This is a genomic window from Paenibacillus sp. MMO-58, assembly GCF_037146255.1.
Classification (GTDB): Bacteria; Bacillota; Bacilli; order Paenibacillales; family Paenibacillaceae; genus Pristimantibacillus.
Window position 1 is genome coordinate 514,919 of the sequence record NZ_JBBCVY010000003.1, and the last position, 21,071, is coordinate 535,989.

The window sequence follows — 21,071 nt, forward strand, 5'->3', positions numbered from 1 at the left end:
AGGTTTACAACCTGTCAGAATATAGAATCTATGGAAATGGAAATGCTTTCTCATAGAAATCTTTAACAATAATCAATCATGATTCAATTCAAATAAATGCTGATGTTTTAAGTCATTTATTAAAGAATGGGAAGGTATTGTCATTGGGTCAGAAACATGGAAAGAAAACCTTATAGGATGATTCTCACATAGCAACGATAGATACAAATTATCTAATGAACGAGTCGTCTTTCTTGGAAAAAATGAAGCTGTTGTCCAAGGGACACTTAGTTGGAGCGATATGACAGAAGGTGTTGCAGAAGGCGATGATGTATTCCAAGATCTTATTTATATGGAAAACGCTAATAGACGATGGACGTATAATTACGAGCTTAATCTTGATTAGAAATTGTAAGATAGATTTGGTGGAATTGGGATGATTTATTCAATTAACGAGGAACTTTAGCTCAACAACACGACAGCAGCCGGCATATAAAGTTCGGCTGCTTATAGCTGAACAAAGGACAGATTAGTGGAAAAGTATCGAACTCATCTTTCTGGAGAGGAATGCTTATATAGAATCAGATGTAAAGCGATCAATAAGGAGAATATAAGATTTTCACGAATACTCTAAAATGCTTATATTTTTGGTGTATATTCACTGTTTTCAAATGGGGGATTCAAATGTCTGCTACTTTATATATTATGAGACATGGTGAAACGGATTGGAATAAGGAAAAGAGGCTCATGGATCACTTTGATGTACCCATTAATGAGGTCGGATTACAACAAGCACAAATATTGGTTAAAAAACTTGATGAAATAAAATTAGATTCAATTTATAGCTCAGATCTTCGGAGAGCTTTGCAGACATCGGAAATTCTCGCTGAGAAGTTAGGGATAAGCGAAATAAAAAGCGATTTTCGTTTGCGAGAAGCGCAAGGTGGAGTTTGCGAGAAGCGCAAGGTGGAGTTTGCGAAGGATTAACCTGGACTGAAATGCAACAAGCACATCCTGAGTGGTGGGAGAGTGACCAGCAAGACTGGTATTCCACTCCTTATCCAGGTGGAGAAAGTATGCTCGATGTAGCTAACCGTGTTGAAAGTATGTTGAACGAACTCGCAAAAAACCACGCCGGAAGGCATATTGGCGTGGTGACACACTGGGGAGTTATATGCGCTGTATTAATTTCTGTGCTTAAAATAGATCAAGAATATATGAAAAGAGTACATATTGATAATTGTGGGTTAACAGTAGTACATTGGGGAGAAGAAAAGTCTCTACTACGACTAAATGCTTGAGGATATATTACGTTAAACGGGAGACTATAGCTCAACAACACGACAGCAGCCGGCATATAAAGTTCGGCTGCTGTTTTTTCACAAACCGCTGGTCCTTATCCTGGGTTAAAAGTGGATGGCGAACTTAGGACAACGGTTGAAAAATCAACGGATAGAGAGACCCCATTCAATATTCCGGAGCTATTTGATCACCATTTTGTGATATATGGCATTTAAGGAAACATCCGCTCAAAATCAGCCATTGACTGACTCCCGGTTATTCGAATGCGACTCAGTGTCAGAAATCCCTGTTTCTGTTCCGCTAGGCCAGATTGTGTTGTTACGGCAAATTCAAATCCGGCCTCTTTAACTGCCTTCACTACTTTGCGATTGTTTCTACCGAACGGATAGGCAAAAGCGATCGTCTCATGCCCCAATTTCTCCTCAACTCTTTTCTTAGCTCCCAAAATCTCGTCCTTAAGCTGCATCGGATTCTGTTTTATCAAATTTACGTGTCGTCGGGTATGCACACCAATCTCAATACAGCTTGATTCTTCCATCTTTCTCAACTGATCCCAACTCAAATGATTAGTGGTGCTGACAAAATCGCTCGTAATGAAGATCGTTGCTTTCATGTCTAGCTTTCTCAATATCGGATAACCGATTGTAAAATTGTCAGAGTAACCATCGTCAAACGTAATTATTATCGGTTTATCTAGCATTGCTACTCCCTTTTTCCAGCTTTTTAGATCTTTAAATGAAATTGTATGATATCCAGACATTTTTAAATACTCCATTTGCTTTTGGAATACCTTTGGGGGTACATAAAGCGTACTTTGCGATTTGGAGCCAATCGAATGATACATCAAGATGGGAATGGAAGGTGAGAGGACTCGGGAGACCATTTTGATCGGCTTGGTATTATGGGGGAGTACTTTGTTTAATTTTTCCTCAGCTTGTATTTGGGGGAGTGGACTCGCTTTTGCTTCGCAACCAGTAATCAAAAGGATGAGTATCCAAAGAACAATATGTGTAGTGTATGCTTTCAAAAAAATACTTCCTCTCTATGTTCTTGTGCGAAAAGGGGATTTATTTATTAATTAACTAAAAAAAACTGATCGTTTAGTATCGTTTTCTAGGTGTCGGATTATACATTCAGTCCAATCGCGCGTTGTTTAATTAATGGGCAAATGTTCTTCATCTTTCATCACACTCACGTCCAATACTGGATAAATTAGGGTAGATTTGCGGATGATAGCAAAAGCAGTTGGATACCTATCGTGTAACGGATAAATGCGAGGCTCTGACGTTCCGTATGATGGAAGGGTTCGGCGTGGGTCTCTTCCATTGAAACAAGGGCTTTGGATTTGGGTTGGCGCTGCATTATCTGCATGGCTTTCCGTGGCGACTGGTCCTGAAGAGGACGCTAGAGGCAATACTGCTTTCTTGGAAACTCACAGTACGTTAGCGGACATTACGGCGTGGGTCGTTAGCATCATGGTGGTGGTTAGACTGTTATTGCTGCTTCGCGGCAAACAATCCTTCGCTAAGCTAAATCTCGTTATTTATCTTATAGTTGCTATTGTCTCATGCGGTTTAGTCTTGGGTACTGGCTATTATGGCGGAAAAATGGTGTATGAAGACGGTATAAGTGTGAAAGTAAATGACGTAATGGTAAACCCTCCGAAAGGAAATCATGATTAGTATCTAATAACTGCAAATGCACAAGGAGGCTTTCAATTTGAACCATCCGGAAAAAAACAAGCATATCGAGAAACACTTTACAGCGACCGCTCTAATCAGAGACATAGTGATAGGTATGTCGGATGGACTGACGGTTCCTTTTGCTCTTGCAGCTGGTCTTTCGGGTTCTGTATCTGGGACGCAGATTGTTGTTGTTGCTGGCTTGGCAGAGATCGCAGCCGGTTCGATAGCGATGGGTTTAGGGGGGTATCTAGCGGCTCGAACCGAACAAGAGCATTATGAGAATGAACGAGAGAGAGAGCGGCAGGAGATCATCGAACTTCCTGATTATGAAAGAGAAGAAGTAGCCGAGGTGTTCCGGGAATGGGGGCTTCAAGAAGATCTCGTTGAATCGGCCGTCAACCAAATTAGCAGCGATCCGGATCGTTGGATTTCCTTCATGATGAAGCATGAACTTGGACTTGAAGAGCCTGAACCAAAGAGGGCGCGTAATAGTTCGATAACAATCGGATTATCCTATATCGTAGGCGGGTTCATTCCGTTATTTCCATATATGATTATTCATCACGATGTTACGGCTCTAATGGTTTCTGTTGTAGCGACATTAATAGCGTTATTTGTCTTCGGATACGTAAAGGGTAAATTTACAGGCTCCAAACCGTTAAAGAGTGCTGCTCAAACCACACTAGTCGGTGGATTGGCTGCTGCCACAGCTTTTTTGGTAGCTAGGCTCATTGCCTGAAAAACAAAATATTATGGGGGCGATTACTTAATGTTCCATTATACGGTTCAAACAACCAAGACACCTGAACAAGCAGTCGAGACACTGACGGAAAATCTAAAGGCTGAGAAATTCGGTGTGCTGTGGCAGCTCGAAATGCAGGAAAAGCTGCGAGAGAAGGGTGTCGAATTTGATATGTCTTATCAAATTTTAGAAGTTTGTAATCCGGTTGAAGCCAAGCGTGTGCTTTCTGAGAATGCACTGATCGGTTACTTTCTCCCTTGCAAATTGGCCGTATATGTAGAGAATGGAACGACTAGGATCGGCATGCCGAAACCGACGGCCTTGATTGGGTTGGTCGAGAATGAAGACTTGATGAGTATTGCTTCCGATATCGAAAAGCGGTTGACCGCTTGTGTTGATAAGAGTGTTTAATTAAATACAATAATCAGAACGCAGGCTCACTATTGGTGAACTTGCGTTTTTTATTAGAGTGTTACGACAAGGAGATCGCACTTCTATACAAAGCCGTATTTGGACAAGAACTTCTATACAGCCCCGAAATCCCGAAAATGCAAGATTTAATAAGCTCCCTCGGGCAGTTTAGTACCAACAACTCATTCTATTTTACTCATGATTTAATGTGTAAATATGGTAATATTAAGGCATAAAACTAAATTGGAGTTGGACCCACTCGCCGATTAACATAATACTGCAGTGATCATGACTACTTCGGTTATACATTCCTCAATCTTTTCTCGAAATTGGAAAACAGATCGAATGTTCTATAGGAGGAATAAAGTGTGACCAAACAATTATTTGACCCAATGAAGCATCCCGATTGGACCCCGCCACAAACGGCTGAAAAGTATCGTTTTGTTGCCGAAAATACCCAGGACTTAGTCGGTGTCGTGGATATGGAAGGTATAGTTCTATATGCCTCGCCGTCCCATGAATTGGTCTTGGGGTTTCCATCCAGTGATTTTGAAGGAAATTCTGCTTTTTATTTCGTTCATCCTGACGATCTTGCGTACGTTAAGAAACAATTCGATGACATGGTTACATTAGAATCAAGGTTTGATTTTGAGTGGAGGTGTAAAAAAGCAGATGGCAGTTGGGTATATATTGAGACCAGGGGCACTCCTATATTTGATGAAAATCGCAAAGTAGTGCAATGCGTGTACGGGTCTCGTGATATTTCGGAACGAAAGAAGGCAGAAGAACTCCTTCTACGAACTGAAAAGCTTTCGATAGTAGGTCAATTGGCGGCAGGAGTTGCACATGAGTTTAGAAATCCTCTAACCTCGATCAAGGGATTCGCCCAGCTGTTACACCAAGGTAAAGAAAAACCCGAGTATATTGAAATGATTCTATCTGAGGTTCGGAGATTGGAAACTATATTATGGGGATTTTTAACACTTGCCAAACCCCAAGCTCCGAAAATGAAAGAAGTTGAAGCTAAAGTTGTTTTACAACAGGTGGTGTTGATATTCAGTACACAATCCATTTTAAACAACATTAATATTATTGAAGAACACGACTCGGAAGTACCACGTATCTACTGCGATGAGAATCAAATCAAGCAAGTGTTTATTAACATTCTACAGAATGCGGTTGACGCTATGCCAAACGGTGGAATCATCAAAACACAGATTCTATCCCACAATTCAGAGTTTATCAAATTTCGATTTATAGACCAGGGAAGTGGCATTTCGGCGGAACGAATTAAATCCATTGGAGAACCCTTTTATAGTTCCAAAGAAAAGGGGACTGGATTAGGTCTAATGGTCAGCAACAAGATTGTTCACGAACACGGAGGGAGTATCCACATCGAAAGCACGGTCAATGAAGGTACCATTGTTGATGTGATTTTACCCACCTACTCTTCATTCCTCAAAAGGGATTAGAATTTGAAACTATTGTGATCTCCCTCTGAATTCAATAAGACAGCAACAGTCCCTGATCAAGATTCCAACTTCCTATTTCACCTTCGTCAGAGGCTCTAAATGTAGCCGCACTCTTACATTAATCTTCATAGTAGACCAATGCCGATCCCATGTATCTCTGGTTATTGGTTCGGAGAACGGTTTAGCAGTCAACCCTCCGATTTGAAGGGGGTCAATCTGTAATTTTTGCATTTGGGATAGCAAGCGGATGACATTCTCCTCCAAGTACCGTTCGATTTTTTGTGTAAGAGCGGCATATTGGAAGTCATCCTCGATTTTTGCGAGTGAATCCAATTCATCAATTCTTCCCTTCACGTCGATTTCGATGGACAGGGATGATAAATCCGGGGTTAGTTTCTTACGGGTATGCGCGCGAATATGTCCTAGCGTAACCGAGAGGTCAGGAAGGACTAAATATCGTACGAATCTGTCCCTATACAACAATTGGTTGATTTGATCGTCCTTTCCACGTATCTCCGCAACCATACTGTCATGGTCGAAAAATGCTGTGCCTTCATACAGAAACTGTTCGCCTTCCGCACGAAATACTGGTAGCTGTGGATCGGAAACCTGAGAGTACAACATTTTCATAAACTGGTGCAAATTGACGACAGTAATTTCGCCTTGTTTTTTCTTCTCGTAATGTTTGAACATACGATAAAGGTAATAATCAATATTGTCTGTTTCATCCAAGTGTTTGGCGAGGAATTCATTAAAGTTGCCTTTCGTGATGACTAAATACAACCGTTGCGAAATGTTCGGATCGGTCAGAACGGTATTGATAAGACGGGTCAGCCCCCGTTTCGCATAAGCTTCGTCCACGAACAGCAAGCGGATTTGGCCGGCTTTCAGTTCGTTATAATAGGTCAAATTAAACCCTTTATTGCCTTCGTTTAATAGAGAGACCTTAAGATTAAGCACTCGTTTCTTCTCCTTGATTAGAGGAGGGACGATCGTGCTGATTGAAATCTTTCCATCTTCTCCTCCTCCCTGCACGGACCAGAAAATGATCGGCGTGATTTCTTCAATCATATTGTTTTCCGGTAAGAGGACGCAACCGCACGCGAGTATCAACAAAGAAGACGATAGCAGCACAAGCATTGCTCGCAGGAACCCTTTCATGACGTTGTCCTGGCTTTGCGCTTGATCGCGATCCAGACAAGAAGAGGCACTAACAAGTATGAGGCGGATCCTGCCCACATTTGCAGGTCAAGCCAAAAGGCCTGTTCGAGCCCGGGCTCCCAAAACCATTTACTGATCGGGAGAGTGACGGCCATCGCCGCACAGCTGCTTACGATGAGCCCAATACGCGTAGTGCTTGTCTTCGTCTTGCCTAGAAAACGAGATGCGCCATATATCATTAACAGGAACAAGGCGATTGAGTAAAGGAAGCTGAACATATATGCCGAGATCAGGATAATATCGACCCTTTCAAATATAGGAGATTGCAGGTAGCGCCCCATCTCCACGTTCGGGTATTTGATGGTTGGCAAGTATTTGGAACCGTAGAAGAGCAAGGCCGCAATGGAAATTAAGAGATACTCGACGACCGAGATGGTGTTAGCGATCGTCAAATATTTCAGCATTTTCTGTTGCGGATTCAGCCAGTATGAAATAGCAATTAAAAATTCAGGTCCAGAAAACGACGAAAAAACGAGCAGTAGGGATTTCCATGCAAACGGCTCTGGGCCAATCGGAATGAGAGGGTATAGATCGTGAATCGAATTTGATTGCACCAAAAAAAAACGGAATATACAAAAAAAAGATCCCAATCGTTCCAATGAACACAACCGTTACGAACCGTATCATGTTTTCCATTCCAAACAGCGCCAAATAGCAGCATAAGATAAAAGGAAACACAATGTGCCATTCTCGGTCCATAGAGGGAAAAACAAATTGCTGCATGATAGCGGCATAACTGATTGAAATGAAAGAGATCTTGAACAAAAGGAACGGCAAGCTTGCCAACGCTAACATTTTGATGCCTGTTTTTCCGAATATTTTTTCAAAACCCTGGTACCCTTGGGCAGAGTAGGGAGTTGCGAACCACTTGGACAGCATATATAGGCAAAATTGGGAGGCTATTCCCATTGCTACAATCGCCAATAACATATAAGGTTGCACGAGGGCTGAGGGCATGACAATCATATAATAAAGCATTTGAATCCTATTGGTGAGGAAGAGCGCGTAAAACCCGCTTTCTTGATGTGAAGTTTTTCCAAACAGCGATATATCTTTCATGGGTTCATTTACTCCTTCTTCTAATACGATACTTGTTCAAAGGACGCAATGCTTCAGGACGATTGCGCATAGCGTGTAACGGCCCTCGGACGAAAAGATCGACCCAATCTCTCCAATAAAACGGTGATACCGGCGCCAAATAGGGCTGGTTCAAGGACGTAAGTCCGTTCAGATGAGCAAGCAGGCCGACGAGTCCAAGCAAGATACCGGGAACGCCTAAATAGGTCGCGAGAATCAAGAATATGAATTGAAGCAGTAAACTGGATTTGGTGACCAGATAGTTTGGAACGAGAAAAGTGGATATCGCCGAAATGCCTGCCAATACGATTAGCACTTTGCTTGCGAATCCGGCCGCTACTGCAGCTTGTCCTATAACAATTCCTCCGATTACCCCCAAGTTTTGGCTCGTTTTGGTCGGCATTCTTAGGCTGGCTTCCTTCATAATTTCTAGCGTAATAAGAATAATAAACGCTTCCCAGAAAGGGGATAGCGGCAGTTTGCTACGAGACTCGATGATTACATATAAAATTTGCAGAGGAAGCATTTGATAATGATGAGTCGTTAATGCCACGTAAAGTGGAATTAGAGTAATAGAAAGAAGGAAACTGAGATAGCGTAACGGCCTCAAAAAGCTAGCTACCAACCAGCGGTTTATATAATCCTCCGGCGACTGAAACAAGTGAAACAGCGTAATCGGAGCGATTAAAGCGAAAGGAGTGTTATTGACTAAAATGACCAATTTTCCGATGCCTAGTGCATACGAGCAGGAATCCGGTCGATCGGTCTGAAGATATTGAGGAAAGATGCTATGATAATGATCTTCCATAAACGCTGCAACATGTGAAGAGTCCAAAAACATATCGAAGTCGATGCTGGAAAGCTTTTTTTTCGCGACCGTAACAAATTCTGGATTGATTAGCCCGTCGATGTACATAAGGACTACGGTTGTTTGGGTTAAGGAGCCGACGGAGTATCTCTCTGTTTTGAGCGCTGTTAAAGGAAGCCTTCTTCTAATCAGCAGGATGTTTTGCTCCAGCAGCTCGCTGAAACTGTCTTTTGGGCCAAACATTATTGTTTCCGTCTCTGAGGTTTCGATGGTCCGGCTGAGCGAGTTGGGGAGCATAATAGTGTGCCATCGCCCGCTGGACGAGTCGTGAACCAGAACTGAACCCTTCATGAGATACTGGAAGGATTGCTCTAAATTGGATAAACGCGTAATCTGGGCGGTGGTCAGGCTTTTTTCTACCGAACTTTGGAATGATCGAACGAGAGGCACAGGAATCGATTCGTTAAGACGCTCCTGATCGATTAAAGTTTCAAGATAAATAAATGTCAAACGAAGTCCATCGGCAGTCTCTCGATCAATTATCACCGCGTCCTCCATTAGGGCGAGGCGCTGCTTTAAAGCTTCTAAAGAAATTGTTGTCATCGTATCGTTCACCTCCCGAATCAGCCCGCGCTGAGATTACCTTTATTATGCTTTTCTGGATCGAGTTTTAAACAAACGATTGGAAATCTTCGAATCGAAAGAATGTAATTCACTCAAACTATATAACCCGCATTGCTAGGTTTTTAAAAGTTGAGTGCATTAAAGAATAAGGGGAGGGCAGTTTAAAATTGCCTTTCTTTTTTTGATTTACAGGGGGTTAAATATGAATGACCAGATGCTAGGGGAGTGGAAACGACTTTACGAGGAAGCAGAGTTGTCATCTAACGAAATCGCAAGGCGATATAATGTAACTTCCCGTAAAGTCGACAAAGCCATTCATAAACTTGTACAGGTAATTTACAATCGAGCGTCATGGTATTGCGTCTTTTTATGCGGGTATGGAAAGTCTCGAGAATGTTTGGGGAATAGTAATTCATTATGAACAGTAATGGAGCGTAGAGGAATGAAAGTATTATCCATGATTCAACCTTGGGCGACTCTGCTTGTCCTAGGCGAGACTCTCTATGAAACAAGATCCTGGAAGACCCGGTATCGCGGACCGTTGGCCATTCACGCAAGCCAGAAAGTCGATAAGCAGGCCTGCAAATATGAACCCATACGTTCTTTACTCGCCAAGAATGGCTATACGGAACAAAACCTCCCTACGGGGGTTATCCTTGCAACTTGCGAGCTTACAAATTGTTATCAAGTCATCGACGCTAATCATACGTCAGCCATTCTGGATTGCGGGAAGGTTGTGACGGGTGAGGACTTCCAGTTAGGCGATTACAGTCTAGGTTATTTTGTGTGGGAAATAGCGCGTTTCCGTCTGCTGAAGCCCTATATTCCCGTGAAAGGAAAACTGGGACTATGGGAATATCCGATAGACGAAGAGTTGATGATATGACCTATGTAAGCAATTAATTAGATGGAGGTTCTGACTTCGCGATCGGCTGTTTTTATTTAAAGGGCATTTAGCATAGGAAATAACGCATGGTTTTTATGGGTAGGGGAAAATTATCACAAAAGGAAGCAGATTTCGAAAAGACAAAGGAGAATCCTAATGAATGTGACACATGAAGTTGGACTATCGTCAACTGAAATTGCATGGTTATGGTCAACTTATATCAATGAAAGTGCTTCGATATGCTTTACAAAACATTTTCTGCATCACATCGAACGCAATAGGGAAGACGTGAAAATACTTTTAGAAAAAACACAGACATTATCGGAGAAACATGTAGAGGAAATAAAAAATATCTTCAGCAAAGAGAGTTTCCCCATACCAATGGGTTTTTCGGATAATGATGTAGAATTATCAGCGCCCCCATTATTTTTTGATTTGTTCTCCGTTAGCTATGTATACGGAATGAGTCGAATAGGGTTAGTAAACTACGGTAAAATTATGTCGAATGTGGCGCGTAAAGACATTCGAATATTTTTCTCAAAATGCCTTGAATCTACAACAGAGCTGTATAATACTGCGATTGAGCTCATGTTAGAGAAAGGAATTTACGATCGCCCGCCTATGATTCCATATCCAAACCATATAGAATTTGTCCATAAAAAAGAAACTTTCATCTCGAAGTGGTTGGAGAAAGAACGTCCCCTAAATGTAATTGAGATATCAGAAATGTTTTTCAATATTGAACGAAATTACTTTGGATTGATTTTGCTAACAGGATTTATCCAGGTCGTCAAAGATGAAAAGATTAAGCAGCACTTGATCAAAGGAAAACAGTTAGCCCAAAAACAAATTGAGTTTTTGAATAAGACTTTTATGAATGATGATCTCCTTGGTAATATAATGGTTAATTCCGAAGTTTCTGCTTCAACAACTTCGCCTTTTTCCGATAAGCTGATAATGTTCCTAATTTCAACGCTAAATACACAAGGTATAGCGTACATTGGTCATGCTTTAGCAACGTCTATGAGGCTCGATCTTGTACAAGAGTATTCCAAAATTATTCCTGAGATACTGGTATATGGTAAAGAAGGGCTTGACCTCATGATTGAGAATGCATGGCTTGAAGAAGCTCCTCATACGCCTGATCGCAAGGGACTAGCAAGCGTAGGAACTTCATTGAACTAATGAGGAACTTTACTTCAATATGAACAGTGCAACAGCCAGTCTTAACGACCGGCTGTTTTTATGAAGTAGAGGGCAACTATTCCTATTGGGAATTAAAAATTTCGATCTAACAATAATCCTGTTTGTTCTGCCATGACACGGGGCGGTATAGACATGCCATTACGGAACCACCATTCCACTGCACCCACGACCGCCGCACCAAAAAATTGAAGAATAATTTCTTCGCTTAAGCCTTGATTTTTACCTTCCGTAACTTCTACTTCAACCTTATATTCTTGGACGACTAAATCAAGGAATTGACTTCGGAAAAAAGCTGCGCTTTTTGTGTTAAGCATGGTTGTGAAAAACAAGTGATTTTCGGCAAAGTATTCGAACCAGACATAATTTCCTTCTTGAAAACTCATGTCGGATGCAGAATGGCAAAGTTCTCGAAGGTTAAATATGTGTTCTTCGATAATCTTATCAAGTAAGTCATATTTATCTATGTAGTGGAGGTAAATGGTACCTCGATTAACATTTGCTTTTTCGGAAATATCTTTGATTGTAACTTCTTCGAAGGTTTTTTCAGTCATCAATTCAAGAAGAGCCTTCTTGATTGCATCTTGCGATTTGAGTATTCGTCGATCCACTTTGGTCATTACACCTGTCACCTTTCCAAGATAATCGGCAATATGGAATGGAATGTTCAATAATCCACATAGTCCATGGAATTGATCATTGCATGCAGTTGTTTTCTGTTTAGAATTATAAACGTACGTTGATTAAACAATCAATGTTCATTTTATATCGAATAATCGAAAGCTTCATGTCTGCAGCTGTTTATTATTGCCAAGGGAGGATGCTTTACATGGGCATTTGGTCAAAAAAGGAACTACTTAAAATTGCTGAGGTTGATGATCTTCACATATCTCCATTCCGTGAAGATGGAGTAACCTATGGCACTCCGACATGGATTTGGTCGGTAGTTACAGGCGACTCCCTTTATGTACGCGCCTATTATGGACAGGACTCCAGCTGGTATCAGGCAGCTGTACGGCAGAAGGCGGGCCGGGTCATAGTCGCTGGCATGACGAAGGAAGTTGCGTTTGAGTCGATCGAAGGGGAAATCAATGACCTCATTGACGATAGCTACCGCACTAAATATAAGGATAGCCCTTATCTAAACTCGATGATCAGCACAAGAGCCCGTTTTGCGACTGTTAAGGTTATGCCGCGTGACTCAAATGATTAATGATTAAAAGGAAGTGCCTGGACTGGATCATTAGTAGGCAGAGTCAATTACGGTTGCTAGCATGACGTAGGAGTTTTACTTGACGGACCGTAAGTTAAGAAAAGAGGAGGAATAATGAAAATGGATTATACGAAGCTTGGAAGTACCGGCTTGGATGTCTCCCGGATTTGTCTTGGTTGTATGGGATTCGGCGACGCAGAAAAGGGCTTTCATCAATGGGTGCTTAATGAGGAGAATGCTAGGCCAATTATAAAAAAAGCGCTTGATATTGGAATCAACTTTTTTGATACGGCAAATGTGTATGCCGCGGGAACAAGTGAGAAAATACTTGGAAATGCCTTGAGAGATTATGCCAATCGGGATGAAATTGTTATCGCGACCAAGATAAATGGACGAATGCATCAAGGTCCCAACGGTGAGGGGCTTTCACGTAAAGCGATCATGAGCGAAATCGATAAGAGCCTTAAGAGATTGCAAACCGATTACGTCGATCTGTATCAAATTCATCGCTGGGATTACAACACGCCTATCGAAGAGACAATGGAAGCCCTTCACGACGTAGTCAAGAGCGGCAAGGCGCGTTACATTGGCGCTTCAGCCATGTGGGCATGGCAATTCCAAAAAGCATTACATGTAGCTGAGAAAAATGGGTGGACACGATTTGTTTCCATGCAAAATCATTTGAATCTCATTTACCGTGAAGAGGAGCGTGAGATGCTGCCTCTTTGCAAAGAAGAAAAAATTGGGGTCATTCCTTATAGCCCGCTGGCAGGGGGGAGATTGGCGCGAGAGACGTCCACACATCGTGCCGAAACCGATGAGATTGCAAAGCAAAAATATGATGCGGCAACAGACTTGGATCAAGTAGTCATAGACCGTGTTGCGAATCTTGCGGAAAAGCACGGCGTCCGACGTGGTCACATCGCACTTGCTTGGCTTCTGCACAAGGAACCGGTAACCGCCCCCATCGTTGGCGCGACAAAGATTTCTCATCTCGAGGACGCGGAAGCCGCGCTCGCCGTTAAACTAAAGCCTGAAGAAATTGCATTTTTGGAAGAACTGTATGTACCTCACCGAGTCATTGGGCATTTTTAATTAAAAAAGGATTGCAGCGATCGCAATGAAGCAATGCTTTCAGCATTCTTATTTAGCTGCAAATCAAACAGGAGGTTAGTTATGGATCTGATTGAGAATAGCCTAGAAACATATAGAGTGTTATTCGGTGATTGAGTACCATCATCTTATGTTACGGATCCGGAATTTCAGGACATCCTCAACCGCTTTATTTTTGGGGAAGTTTATGGGCAGGGTAATCTTGATAACAAGCAGCGAGAACTTATAACCTTGGTTGTGCTTACAACCAATCAAACCTTGCCCCAACTCAAGGCTCATACTCATGCCGCGTTGAACGTTGGGCTGACACCGGTCGAAATCAAGGAGGCCATTTATCAGTGTGCGCCATATCTTGGGTTTCCCAAAACGCTAAATGCGATTACAGAGGTGAACGAGGTTTTCAATTCCAAAAACATTGCATTGCCGCTTGAGAGCCAGAAGCAAGTAAATGAAAATAACCGATTTGATAAGGGGCTTGCTGTACAGGCTACATTAGAATCATATTAAGCCTCTGGAAGGAGTTAACACATCATGACATTACATTTGGAAATTTAACCCAAAATCTTGTATTTCGGCTCATCAGTCGTGCTGATTAGTACGATGAATGAAGTGGAAAAGGATGGAGATAGCGGGGATCCGATTTCATCGTCTGCGGTGTAGCCTTGCTTTTAATGGATGGCTAACGGGAAGAGAAACTTTCCCGCGTACAAAAAGGTATAGGCGCCCTCCAAATGCCCAACCGCAAAACCCCGTTCCGGCATATGTTAGTAACGTCCGACCAGCCTATACAGGAGATGATCTCCATGCCTCTTAAGCCCGAGTCCGGACGCGTCGTATCCAACTTCCGGATCGACGTACTCATTCCGGCCATCGAAAAAGATTTAAAAACGCTTCCCCATGTCGTAGAAGGTGTAAAGCGCCATGTTCGCCATCCGATCGGGGACGTGCTGATCGTTGCGCCCAAAAAAAAGGCGATCGTCGACCTCTGCCGGAAAAAAGGGTACCGTTTTATCGACGAGAACACGGTGCTTCCGTTTAAAAAACAAGATATCCACTACCGCTCCAAGTATTGGGAACGCTCCGGCTGGCTGCTTCAGCAGCTGCTGAAGCTAAGCGGCGACAGACTTACCCGCACGAAGCATTTTCTCGTCATTGACGCCGATACCGTCCTTATTCGCCCGCATACGTTCCTTTCGGGAGGGCAAACGAGCTACTATACAAGAAACTGGAGCCAGCCCCAATACTTCGTCACCTACAAAAAGCTGATGGGCAAGCAGGCAACCGCTCCCCGTTCTTTCGTGACACATTACATGCTGTTCGAGAAGCAAAAGCTGCGAGAGCTGAAAAAAGACATCGAGCGGCGTCACGGAAAACGATGGTACAAAGCGATTCTGGAAAGCATGAACAAAAAAAAGCAGTTCGCCTTCAGCGAATATGAAACGTATGGCAACTTCATGTTCGGTCGCTATCCCAGCTCCGTCCGGCTGAAGCAAGCGCTGAACCGCTCGCTGCATTCTAAAGCCTCTTCCCTGACGGAGAATAAACGCCGATCGCTGGCCGCGAAATACCGTTCCGTCAGCTTTCACGAACGGAAAATATATTCACGGGCTTTTGATATGGGATAAAGCCATATAATTATTTTATTTAACTAAAGAGGAACGTTAGTTCCAAAACAGGGAAGCAGTCGGTCACTATGACCGGCTGCTTTTCTCAACTAACAGGCCGCTTTTTTTAGGGCCATTGTTGAATAACAGTACACTTTGAATAAAATGCTGTTACTCATACCGTACAATAACTAACAGCAGTTTCATCCTTTGGTCTGAGCTGTTTTCCGTCTTCGGCGTGATCACGACCGATTTATACTACCCTATGATATATGTATATATTCATAGGGGGAATTACGTAATGGCTAAAAACAAGAGTGGTCAGACCGCGACAGGAGCTGCTATTGCACGATATATTGAGCAGTTTCAGCCACATGAAACTCGTCTTTTCAATGATCCTGTTATTGGACATCTTCTTGCTCAGCCGTTCAAATGGATTTTGCACTATAAACCAATGAGAAACTGGATGTTAAACCTGTTTAATAAGCAAACCACAGGGATCTATGGAGGACTCGTTTGCAGATCGAAGTATATCGACGAAGCATTGAAATCTGGGATTCATAAGGGGTTTCGGCAGGTTGTTATATTGGGTGCAGGTTTGGACACTCGTGCTTATCGACTGCCCGATTTTGATGACGTCACTGTGTTCGAGGTCGACTTACCTGCCGTGCAGAAAGCAAAAGTGAAAAGACTAACCAAACATTTCGGCTCGCTTCCTGAAAATGTAATTTATACTTCAATCGATTTCAACAAGCAGAAGCTTGAAAACGTATTAGATAGAAGTAAATTAGACCTTTCCAAGCCGGTTTATTATATTTGGGAAGGTGTCACTCAATATATCCCGGCAGAAGCCGTGAGTAATACGTTGCACTATATCTCAAAATCATCACCAGGAAGCGAAATTGTGTTTACCTATTTTTTAAAAGTGTCATAGATGGGAAATCCGACATCCCAGGAGCAAATGAATTGATGCGTGGTTTCGAGAAAAAGAAAGCGAAATGGTATTTTGGGATTGATCCGTTGGAAATGGAAAGATTCTTGAAGCCATTTAATCTCAGAGTTATTGAAGATGTAGGCATGAGAGAATATCAAGTAGAATATGTGAAACCAATAAACCGAAATTTGGATATAACGATAATGGAGAGAGCAGTTCGAGCAACAATTATTTAATTCTATTGCTGATGTGGGTGATATCAAATTCAGGATTAGATACATTCTTCTTAAAGAGTCTGAAATCGCTGATGTAACGATTGGGATAATCGAAGATAATGGAATAAGGAATTGGAATCCTGAGCCGGTTAATACTTAATACCAATGAGCGCCTTTTTATGGGCGCTTTTTTATTGCCCAATTTTATTAATGAAGTGAAAGGAAAACCATTTCTCTGTTCCGCATCCAGTTTTTAATTTTCATACGCGCCTAGAAACTAATTTGAAACCGTGAATAACCTGTTCAAACTCTATCCTAAGATTGATCAGATCTAAGGGTTGAAATCCTGCGAATGAGTGAGTATATGTGAGATAAACCCTTAAAACTGAGGGACGATGAACGTTAGTTAAGAACAACAAAAATGGCAATTGATCCAGATGATCAGTTCGACTTCAAAATCGAATTTCATTTGTATGCATGATGTACTATTGCTGGAATTATTTGTGCAGGAATCGGAGAGTCTAACGTTAAGAAAATTCGGAGGTTGAACAAAAAGATGATCCGATTCGAGAATGTCAAAAAAACATACGATGATGGCTTTGAAGCATTAAAAACGATTAATTTGGAAATTAAAGAAGGCGAATTAACGGTGTTAATTGGTCCCAGCGGCTGCGGCAAGTCGACCCTTATGAAGCATATTAACCGGTTGAACAACCCTTCGAGCGGTAAAATATATATTCGTGACAAGGACATTTCGAAAATTGATCCTGTTGAGCTTCGCAGAAGCATCGGCTATGTCATTCAGAATGTCGGGTTATTCCCGCATATGAATATTGCGAAGAACGTAGCGGTCGTGCCAAAACTGCTGAAGTGGGATAAAGAGGTTACTGCGGGTAAGGTCGATGAGCTTCTCAGCATGGTTAATCTAGATCCTGACGTCTACCGGCATCGCTATCCTTCGGAGCTGAGCGGTGGACAGCAGCAGCGGATTGGTGTTATTCGAGCTCTTGCGGCTGAACCGGATGTGATTCTGCTGGATGAGCCTTTTAGTGCGCTTGATCCTATTAGTCGGGAACAACTGCAGGATGAGCTGGTTCGCCTTCAGCAGGAACTGAAGAAGACCATTGTATTCGTAACGCATGACATGGACGAAGCGATAAAAATCGCGGATACGATCGTTCTCATGAGAGCCGGGGAGGTTGTACAGACCGGATCGCCCGAGCATATTTTACGGCATCCAGCCAATGAATTTGTGACAAGCTTTATCGGCAAGAAGCATCTGACAAACGATACGCTTGATCCCGGTCTAACCGTCGATGATGTCATGTCGGTCAATCCGGTAACGGCTTCCCCTGAACGAGGGATGGCGGCCGCTATTCAATTCATGGAAAGGCATCGGGTCGATTCCTTGATCATAGTAGGCAAAAAAAGAGAGCTGCTCGGTTATGTCTCTATATTCAACGTTCTAAAAGGGTATAGGCATGAAGATAGTCGTCTGGCCGACATCATGAAGCCATTTGTTCATGTTGTGGAATCCGGTTCCTCGGTTGCGCTTGCTTTAACGCTGATGAATGAGCACGGCTTGCCTTATGTACCGGTTGTTCGGGATGGGCATCTTGTCGGGCTGGTTACGAGGGGCAGTGTCGTACGGCATATGGCCGAGATCTATAATCCTGATGATATGAGCTTAGAGGAGCTTACTGCGGAAGCAGAGAAGCTGAAGGAGGAGGCTCCGCTTGAGCCGGCAGAAGCTGATGAAGAAAGGGGAGAGCGTTCATGATGGAGTGGCTGTCTGACTACGGATCTTTCTTGACGAGTAGACGGGAAGATATTCTTATTGCTCTTCGAGATCATATTTATATTTCTGCCGTATCCATTATTCTTGGAGCGATTGTCGCCATTCCAGTGGGTATATGGCTTGCAGGAAGCAGGATGGGCTGGCTGAATAGCATCATATTCACCATTGCTAATGTGCTGCAGACAATTCCAAGCCTGGCGCTGCTTGCTATCTTAATTCCGCTGCTTGGAATCGGGCGTACGCCAGCTATCTTTGCGCTGTTTCTCTATTCAATAATGCCGATCATGCGCAATACCTATTCCGGCTTTAAGGCCGTTGATCCAAATGTGATGGAAGCGGCTCGCGGGATGGGCTATAGCCGCCTGCAGCGATTGCTTCGCATCCAGCTGCCCTTGTCTTTCCCATTCATTATGTCGGGGCTGCGCGTAACGACGGTTTACATTATTAGCTGGGCAACACTCGCGACATTAATTGGAGCAGGCGGATTAGGCCAACTTATCTTCTCCGGCCTAGGCGTTAATCGGAAAGAATTGATTGTGACCGGTGCCATTCTGGCCGTTCTTCTGGCGCTAGCAGCAGATTATGTGCTGGGACTCGCAGAGAAATGGGTAACTGCGAAGACAAGAAGCGCTCCGGCATCGAGTACGGTATAACAGCGGGGGATGGGAATGAGACATATAAGTGTTAGATTCGCACTGTTCGTCGTTGTGATCATCGTTTTCGGTACCTTGCTATCAGGCTGCGGAAAAGGCAATACGATAATCATTGGAACCCAGACCTTCTCTGAACCAAAGATTATTGCTAATATGTACAAGCTTCTCATTGAAGACCGGACAGATATGAAGGTGAAGGTAATGCCGGATCTGGCGACCAGCACGGTTGTACTGGATGCGTTAACTAAGGATGACATTCAGATGGCGTCGCTCTATTCGGGAATTATTCTGGATAATTACTTCCCCATTGAGCGGACGAATGATCGCGCCAGTATTCTGAAGCAGGCACAAGAGGGCTTCGATAAGCACTATGGGCTCAAATGGTTCGATTCTTACGGCTTTGAGAATACGTATGCGTTTACGGTTCGCAAGGAATTGGCGGAGCAGGAGCAGCTTCATAAAATATCGGATGTGAAAGGCAAGGCGCAGTCAATGAGACTTGGTGTCGACACATCATGGCTCGAGCGTGCTGGGGACGGTTATGCGGATTTCCAGAAGGTGTACGGCATAACCTTCGGTAAGGTGTATCCCATGGAGGTTGCGCTTGTCTACAGTGCAATTGCAACGAATAAAATGGACATCGTAGTCGCCTATTCCACAGATGCACGCTTGAAGGAATATGGATTGGTAACGCTTGAGGACGATAAGCATTTCTTCCCGCCTTACGATGCTTCCCCTGTTATTCGCAAAGAAGTATTAGAAGCGCATCCGGAGCTCCAAGAGATTATTGACCTGCTCATTGGCAAGCTTGATGCCAAAACGATTATTGATTTAAATTACGAGGTTGATGTGAATAAACGGAATGAGAAAAAGGTAGCGGAGGAATATTTGAAACAGATTGGATTGCTGAAATAATGGAGTGAGTCAAGATGAACATGTTTTTACGTTATGTGAGAGAAAATTGGGCCGATCTGCTTGTTTTCACAGGACAACATATTATGATGGTATTGATCGGCTTGCTGCTTGCGCTTGCGGTTGGTATTCCCTTAGGCATATTGGCATCGCGAAATCGGGCTAGCGCAAGGATTATTCTAACGGCAGCGAATATCGTTCAAGTATTCCCGAGCTTGGCACTCTTGGTGCTCTTGATGGTTGTCTTCGGCCTAGGGACGACAACAGTCGTTGTCGGATTGTTCTTATATTCGCTGCTGCCAGTCATTCGAAATACGTTTGTCGGGCTCACTCAAGTGGATAAATCTATCATGGAAGCTGGCAAAGGCGTCGGTATGAGCCGCATGCAGATCATGGTTCAAGTACAGCTGCCGCTCGCCCTGCCATTTATGCTGACGGGGATACGGATCGCAGCCGTTATTGCAATTGGTGTGGCCACCATTGCACCGCTTGTAGGAGGGGACGGTTTGGGGCGAGAAATATATTCGGGTATCAATATGAATAACTCCGCTCGTCTTTACGCGGGAGCTATTCCTGCCGCGATTCTGGCGCTGCTTGCTGACTTCGCTTTAGAACGTCTGCAAAATAGGGCGAAGGTTGCTGGAAGGTAGAATTTGATCTATGACGAAACAAAGGCCACCGATGATGACAATCGGTGGCCTTTGTTTATGTGGTCTTCGGTTGATGGTGATCCCCCCAATTGTCCGACTGTGGAACGAAAAAGTATTTAAGGTTTAACGTAACTTAAAATGCTGAACTACACTAAAGTAGCCGGTTATTTGCCGGCTACTTTTTGTTACGCTAAAGGGCAGATTGCTCAAAATAAACTAAGCAAGCCTGGATAACAGCCGCGTTCGCGCCGGCGCTACGTTGATATGCCCGGTTAAGGTACCCGGCGGCAGCGTCTACTTAGGCGACGTGAATGCCATGCAGGGTTGACTGTGAAATTGCTGGCCATACGGCGGAAGTTGAAAACTCACTCCTACTGTCAATCGTGGGGTCCGGTCCGAATTTGAATGCGGCAACTGATAACGGGTCTCCCGCGCTGCCAAGCTGTTCAACGTGACGGTACCCGAAATTATGAACCGTGCCATGATTAACGGCTCAATTGAAATCGCCCGCCATCCGGGCGTTTATTGTCGTTGGCGAATAAGTTGAGAGGAGTATTTTATAAAAGCCC

23 protein-coding genes and 2 pseudogenes are annotated in these 21,071 nt (G+C 43.3%); 19 read left to right on the top strand and 6 right to left on the bottom strand.

Annotated elements, in window-relative coordinates; genetic code table 11:
• The first annotated feature begins 663 nt into the window (after positions 1-663).
• Together WFJ73_RS13455 and WFJ73_RS13460 are read left to right on the top strand one after the other, a co-directional pair.
• Positions 664-966 (top strand): histidine phosphatase family protein, encoded by a 303-nt coding sequence (locus WFJ73_RS13455; protein WP_336773546.1) that lies wholly within the window; start codon positions 664-666, stop codon positions 964-966.
• A gap of 11 nt (positions 967-977) precedes the next feature.
• On the top strand, positions 978-1,280 hold the full coding sequence (locus tag WFJ73_RS13460) for a histidine phosphatase family protein (RefSeq protein WP_336773547.1): 303 nt from the start codon (positions 978-980) through the stop codon (positions 1,278-1,280).
• Positions 1,281-1,492: 212 nt separating this feature from the next.
• On the opposite strand, the gene WFJ73_RS13465 is transcribed toward WFJ73_RS13460, so the two are convergent.
• Complete coding sequence (locus tag WFJ73_RS13465; protein ID WP_336773548.1) at positions 1,493-2,308, bottom strand: polysaccharide deacetylase family protein; 816 nt, start codon at positions 2,306-2,308, stop codon at positions 1,493-1,495.
• Positions 2,309-2,606: 298 nt separating this feature from the next.
• On the opposite strand from WFJ73_RS13465, the gene WFJ73_RS13470 reads away from it, so the two are divergent.
• The 4 genes from WFJ73_RS13470 (at position 2,607) to WFJ73_RS13485 (ending at position 5,591) form a co-directional block, all read left to right on the top strand.
• Positions 2,607-2,963, top strand: a complete 357-nt coding sequence (locus WFJ73_RS13470) for a DUF2231 domain-containing protein (protein WP_336773549.1) — start codon at positions 2,607-2,609, stop codon at positions 2,961-2,963.
• 37 nt (positions 2,964-3,000) lie between these two features.
• A complete protein-coding gene (locus tag WFJ73_RS13475; RefSeq protein WP_336773550.1) occupies positions 3,001-3,705 on the top strand; it encodes a VIT1/CCC1 transporter family protein in 705 nt (234 codons plus the stop codon).
• 30 nt (positions 3,706-3,735) lie between these two features.
• Positions 3,736-4,119, top strand: a complete 384-nt coding sequence (locus WFJ73_RS13480; RefSeq protein WP_336773551.1) for a DUF302 domain-containing protein — start codon at positions 3,736-3,738, stop codon at positions 4,117-4,119.
• 368 nt (positions 4,120-4,487) lie between these two features.
• Positions 4,488-5,591, top strand: coding sequence for an ATP-binding protein (locus WFJ73_RS13485; protein WP_336773552.1), 1,104 nt, complete (start codon positions 4,488-4,490; stop codon positions 5,589-5,591).
• 72 nt (positions 5,592-5,663) lie between these two features.
• On the opposite strand, the gene WFJ73_RS13490 is transcribed toward WFJ73_RS13485, so the two are convergent.
• The 4 genes from WFJ73_RS13490 to WFJ73_RS13505 all read right to left on the bottom strand — a co-directional run bounded on the left by WFJ73_RS13490 (position 5,664) and on the right by WFJ73_RS13505 (position 9,300).
• Positions 5,664-6,662 (bottom strand): Ger(x)C family spore germination protein, encoded by a 999-nt coding sequence (locus WFJ73_RS13490; RefSeq protein ID WP_336773553.1) that lies wholly within the window; start codon positions 6,660-6,662, stop codon positions 5,664-5,666.
• Positions 6,663-6,748: 86 nt separating this feature from the next.
• Positions 6,749-7,366, bottom strand: coding sequence for a GerAB/ArcD/ProY family transporter (locus WFJ73_RS13495; RefSeq protein ID WP_336773590.1), 618 nt, complete (start codon positions 7,364-7,366; stop codon positions 6,749-6,751).
• A complete protein-coding gene (locus WFJ73_RS13500) occupies positions 7,260-7,871 on the bottom strand; it encodes a hypothetical protein (protein ID WP_336773592.1) in 612 nt (203 codons plus the stop codon). Before WFJ73_RS13500 ends, WFJ73_RS13495 begins: the two co-directional genes overlap by 107 nt.
• A 4-nt stretch (positions 7,872-7,875) precedes the next feature.
• Entirely contained in the window at positions 7,876-9,300 is a 1,425-nt protein-coding gene (locus WFJ73_RS13505; RefSeq protein ID WP_336773554.1) for a spore germination protein, read from the bottom strand.
• A 463-nt stretch (positions 9,301-9,763) separates the two neighbouring features.
• Here WFJ73_RS13505 and WFJ73_RS13510 point away from each other — a divergent pair, with 463 nt between their 5' ends.
• Entirely contained in the window at positions 9,764-10,207 is a 444-nt protein-coding gene (locus tag WFJ73_RS13510) for a 2-oxoglutarate dehydrogenase E1 (protein ID WP_336773555.1), read from the top strand.
• A 156-nt stretch (positions 10,208-10,363) separates the two neighbouring features.
• Positions 10,364-11,392: a DUF3231 family protein gene (locus WFJ73_RS13515; RefSeq protein WP_336773556.1), complete on the top strand. Its 1,029-nt coding sequence runs from the start codon at positions 10,364-10,366 to the stop codon at positions 11,390-11,392.
• A gap of 92 nt (positions 11,393-11,484) precedes the next feature.
• On the opposite strand, the gene WFJ73_RS13520 is transcribed toward WFJ73_RS13515, so the two are convergent.
• Complete coding sequence (locus tag WFJ73_RS13520; protein ID WP_336773557.1) at positions 11,485-12,030, bottom strand: TetR/AcrR family transcriptional regulator; 546 nt, start codon at positions 12,028-12,030, stop codon at positions 11,485-11,487.
• 209 nt (positions 12,031-12,239) lie between these two features.
• Here WFJ73_RS13520 and WFJ73_RS13525 point away from each other — a divergent pair, with 209 nt between their 5' ends.
• From WFJ73_RS13525 to WFJ73_RS13575, 11 genes and pseudogenes are all read left to right on the top strand, one after another.
• Positions 12,240-12,623 carry a DUF2255 family protein gene (locus WFJ73_RS13525; protein ID WP_336773558.1) on the top strand — a complete coding sequence of 128 codons (384 nt, stop codon included), beginning with the start codon at positions 12,240-12,242 and terminating at the stop codon, positions 12,621-12,623.
• Between the two features lie 120 nt (positions 12,624-12,743).
• The gene (locus tag WFJ73_RS13530; protein ID WP_336773559.1) at positions 12,744-13,718 is read left to right on the top strand and encodes an aldo/keto reductase; all 975 of its coding nucleotides are present in this window, start codon (positions 12,744-12,746) and stop codon (positions 13,716-13,718) included.
• A gap of 171 nt (positions 13,719-13,889) precedes the next feature.
• Positions 13,890-14,243 (top strand): annotated as a pseudogene (locus tag WFJ73_RS13535) (carboxymuconolactone decarboxylase family protein); the annotation flags it as partial.
• 296 nt (positions 14,244-14,539) lie between these two features.
• On the top strand, positions 14,540-15,361 hold the full coding sequence (locus WFJ73_RS13540; protein ID WP_336773591.1) for a DUF6492 family protein: 822 nt from the start codon (positions 14,540-14,542) through the stop codon (positions 15,359-15,361).
• A gap of 280 nt (positions 15,362-15,641) precedes the next feature.
• Entirely contained in the window at positions 15,642-16,274 is a 633-nt protein-coding gene (locus WFJ73_RS13545; protein ID WP_336773560.1) for an SAM-dependent methyltransferase, read from the top strand.
• A gap of 32 nt (positions 16,275-16,306) precedes the next feature.
• A complete protein-coding gene (locus tag WFJ73_RS13550; RefSeq protein ID WP_336773561.1) occupies positions 16,307-16,510 on the top strand; it encodes a hypothetical protein in 204 nt (67 codons plus the stop codon).
• 535 nt (positions 16,511-17,045) lie between these two features.
• Positions 17,046-18,269 carry an ABC transporter ATP-binding protein gene (locus WFJ73_RS13555; protein ID WP_336773562.1) on the top strand — a complete coding sequence of 408 codons (1,224 nt, stop codon included), beginning with the start codon at positions 17,046-17,048 and terminating at the stop codon, positions 18,267-18,269.
• On the top strand, positions 18,266-18,940 hold the full coding sequence (locus tag WFJ73_RS13560) for an ABC transporter permease (RefSeq protein ID WP_336773563.1): 675 nt from the start codon (positions 18,266-18,268) through the stop codon (positions 18,938-18,940). The genes WFJ73_RS13555 and WFJ73_RS13560 overlap by 4 nt, the downstream gene beginning before the upstream one ends.
• Before the next feature lie 15 nt (positions 18,941-18,955).
• Positions 18,956-19,855, top strand: coding sequence for a glycine betaine ABC transporter substrate-binding protein (locus tag WFJ73_RS13565; protein WP_336773564.1), 900 nt, complete (start codon positions 18,956-18,958; stop codon positions 19,853-19,855).
• A 14-nt stretch (positions 19,856-19,869) separates the two neighbouring features.
• Positions 19,870-20,502: an ABC transporter permease gene (locus tag WFJ73_RS13570; protein WP_336773565.1), complete on the top strand. Its 633-nt coding sequence runs from the start codon at positions 19,870-19,872 to the stop codon at positions 20,500-20,502.
• A gap of 226 nt (positions 20,503-20,728) precedes the next feature.
• A pseudogene (locus WFJ73_RS13575) lies at positions 20,729-21,025 on the top strand (acetamidase/formamidase family protein); the annotation flags it as partial.
• Between the last annotated feature and the right edge of the window lie 46 nt (positions 21,026-21,071).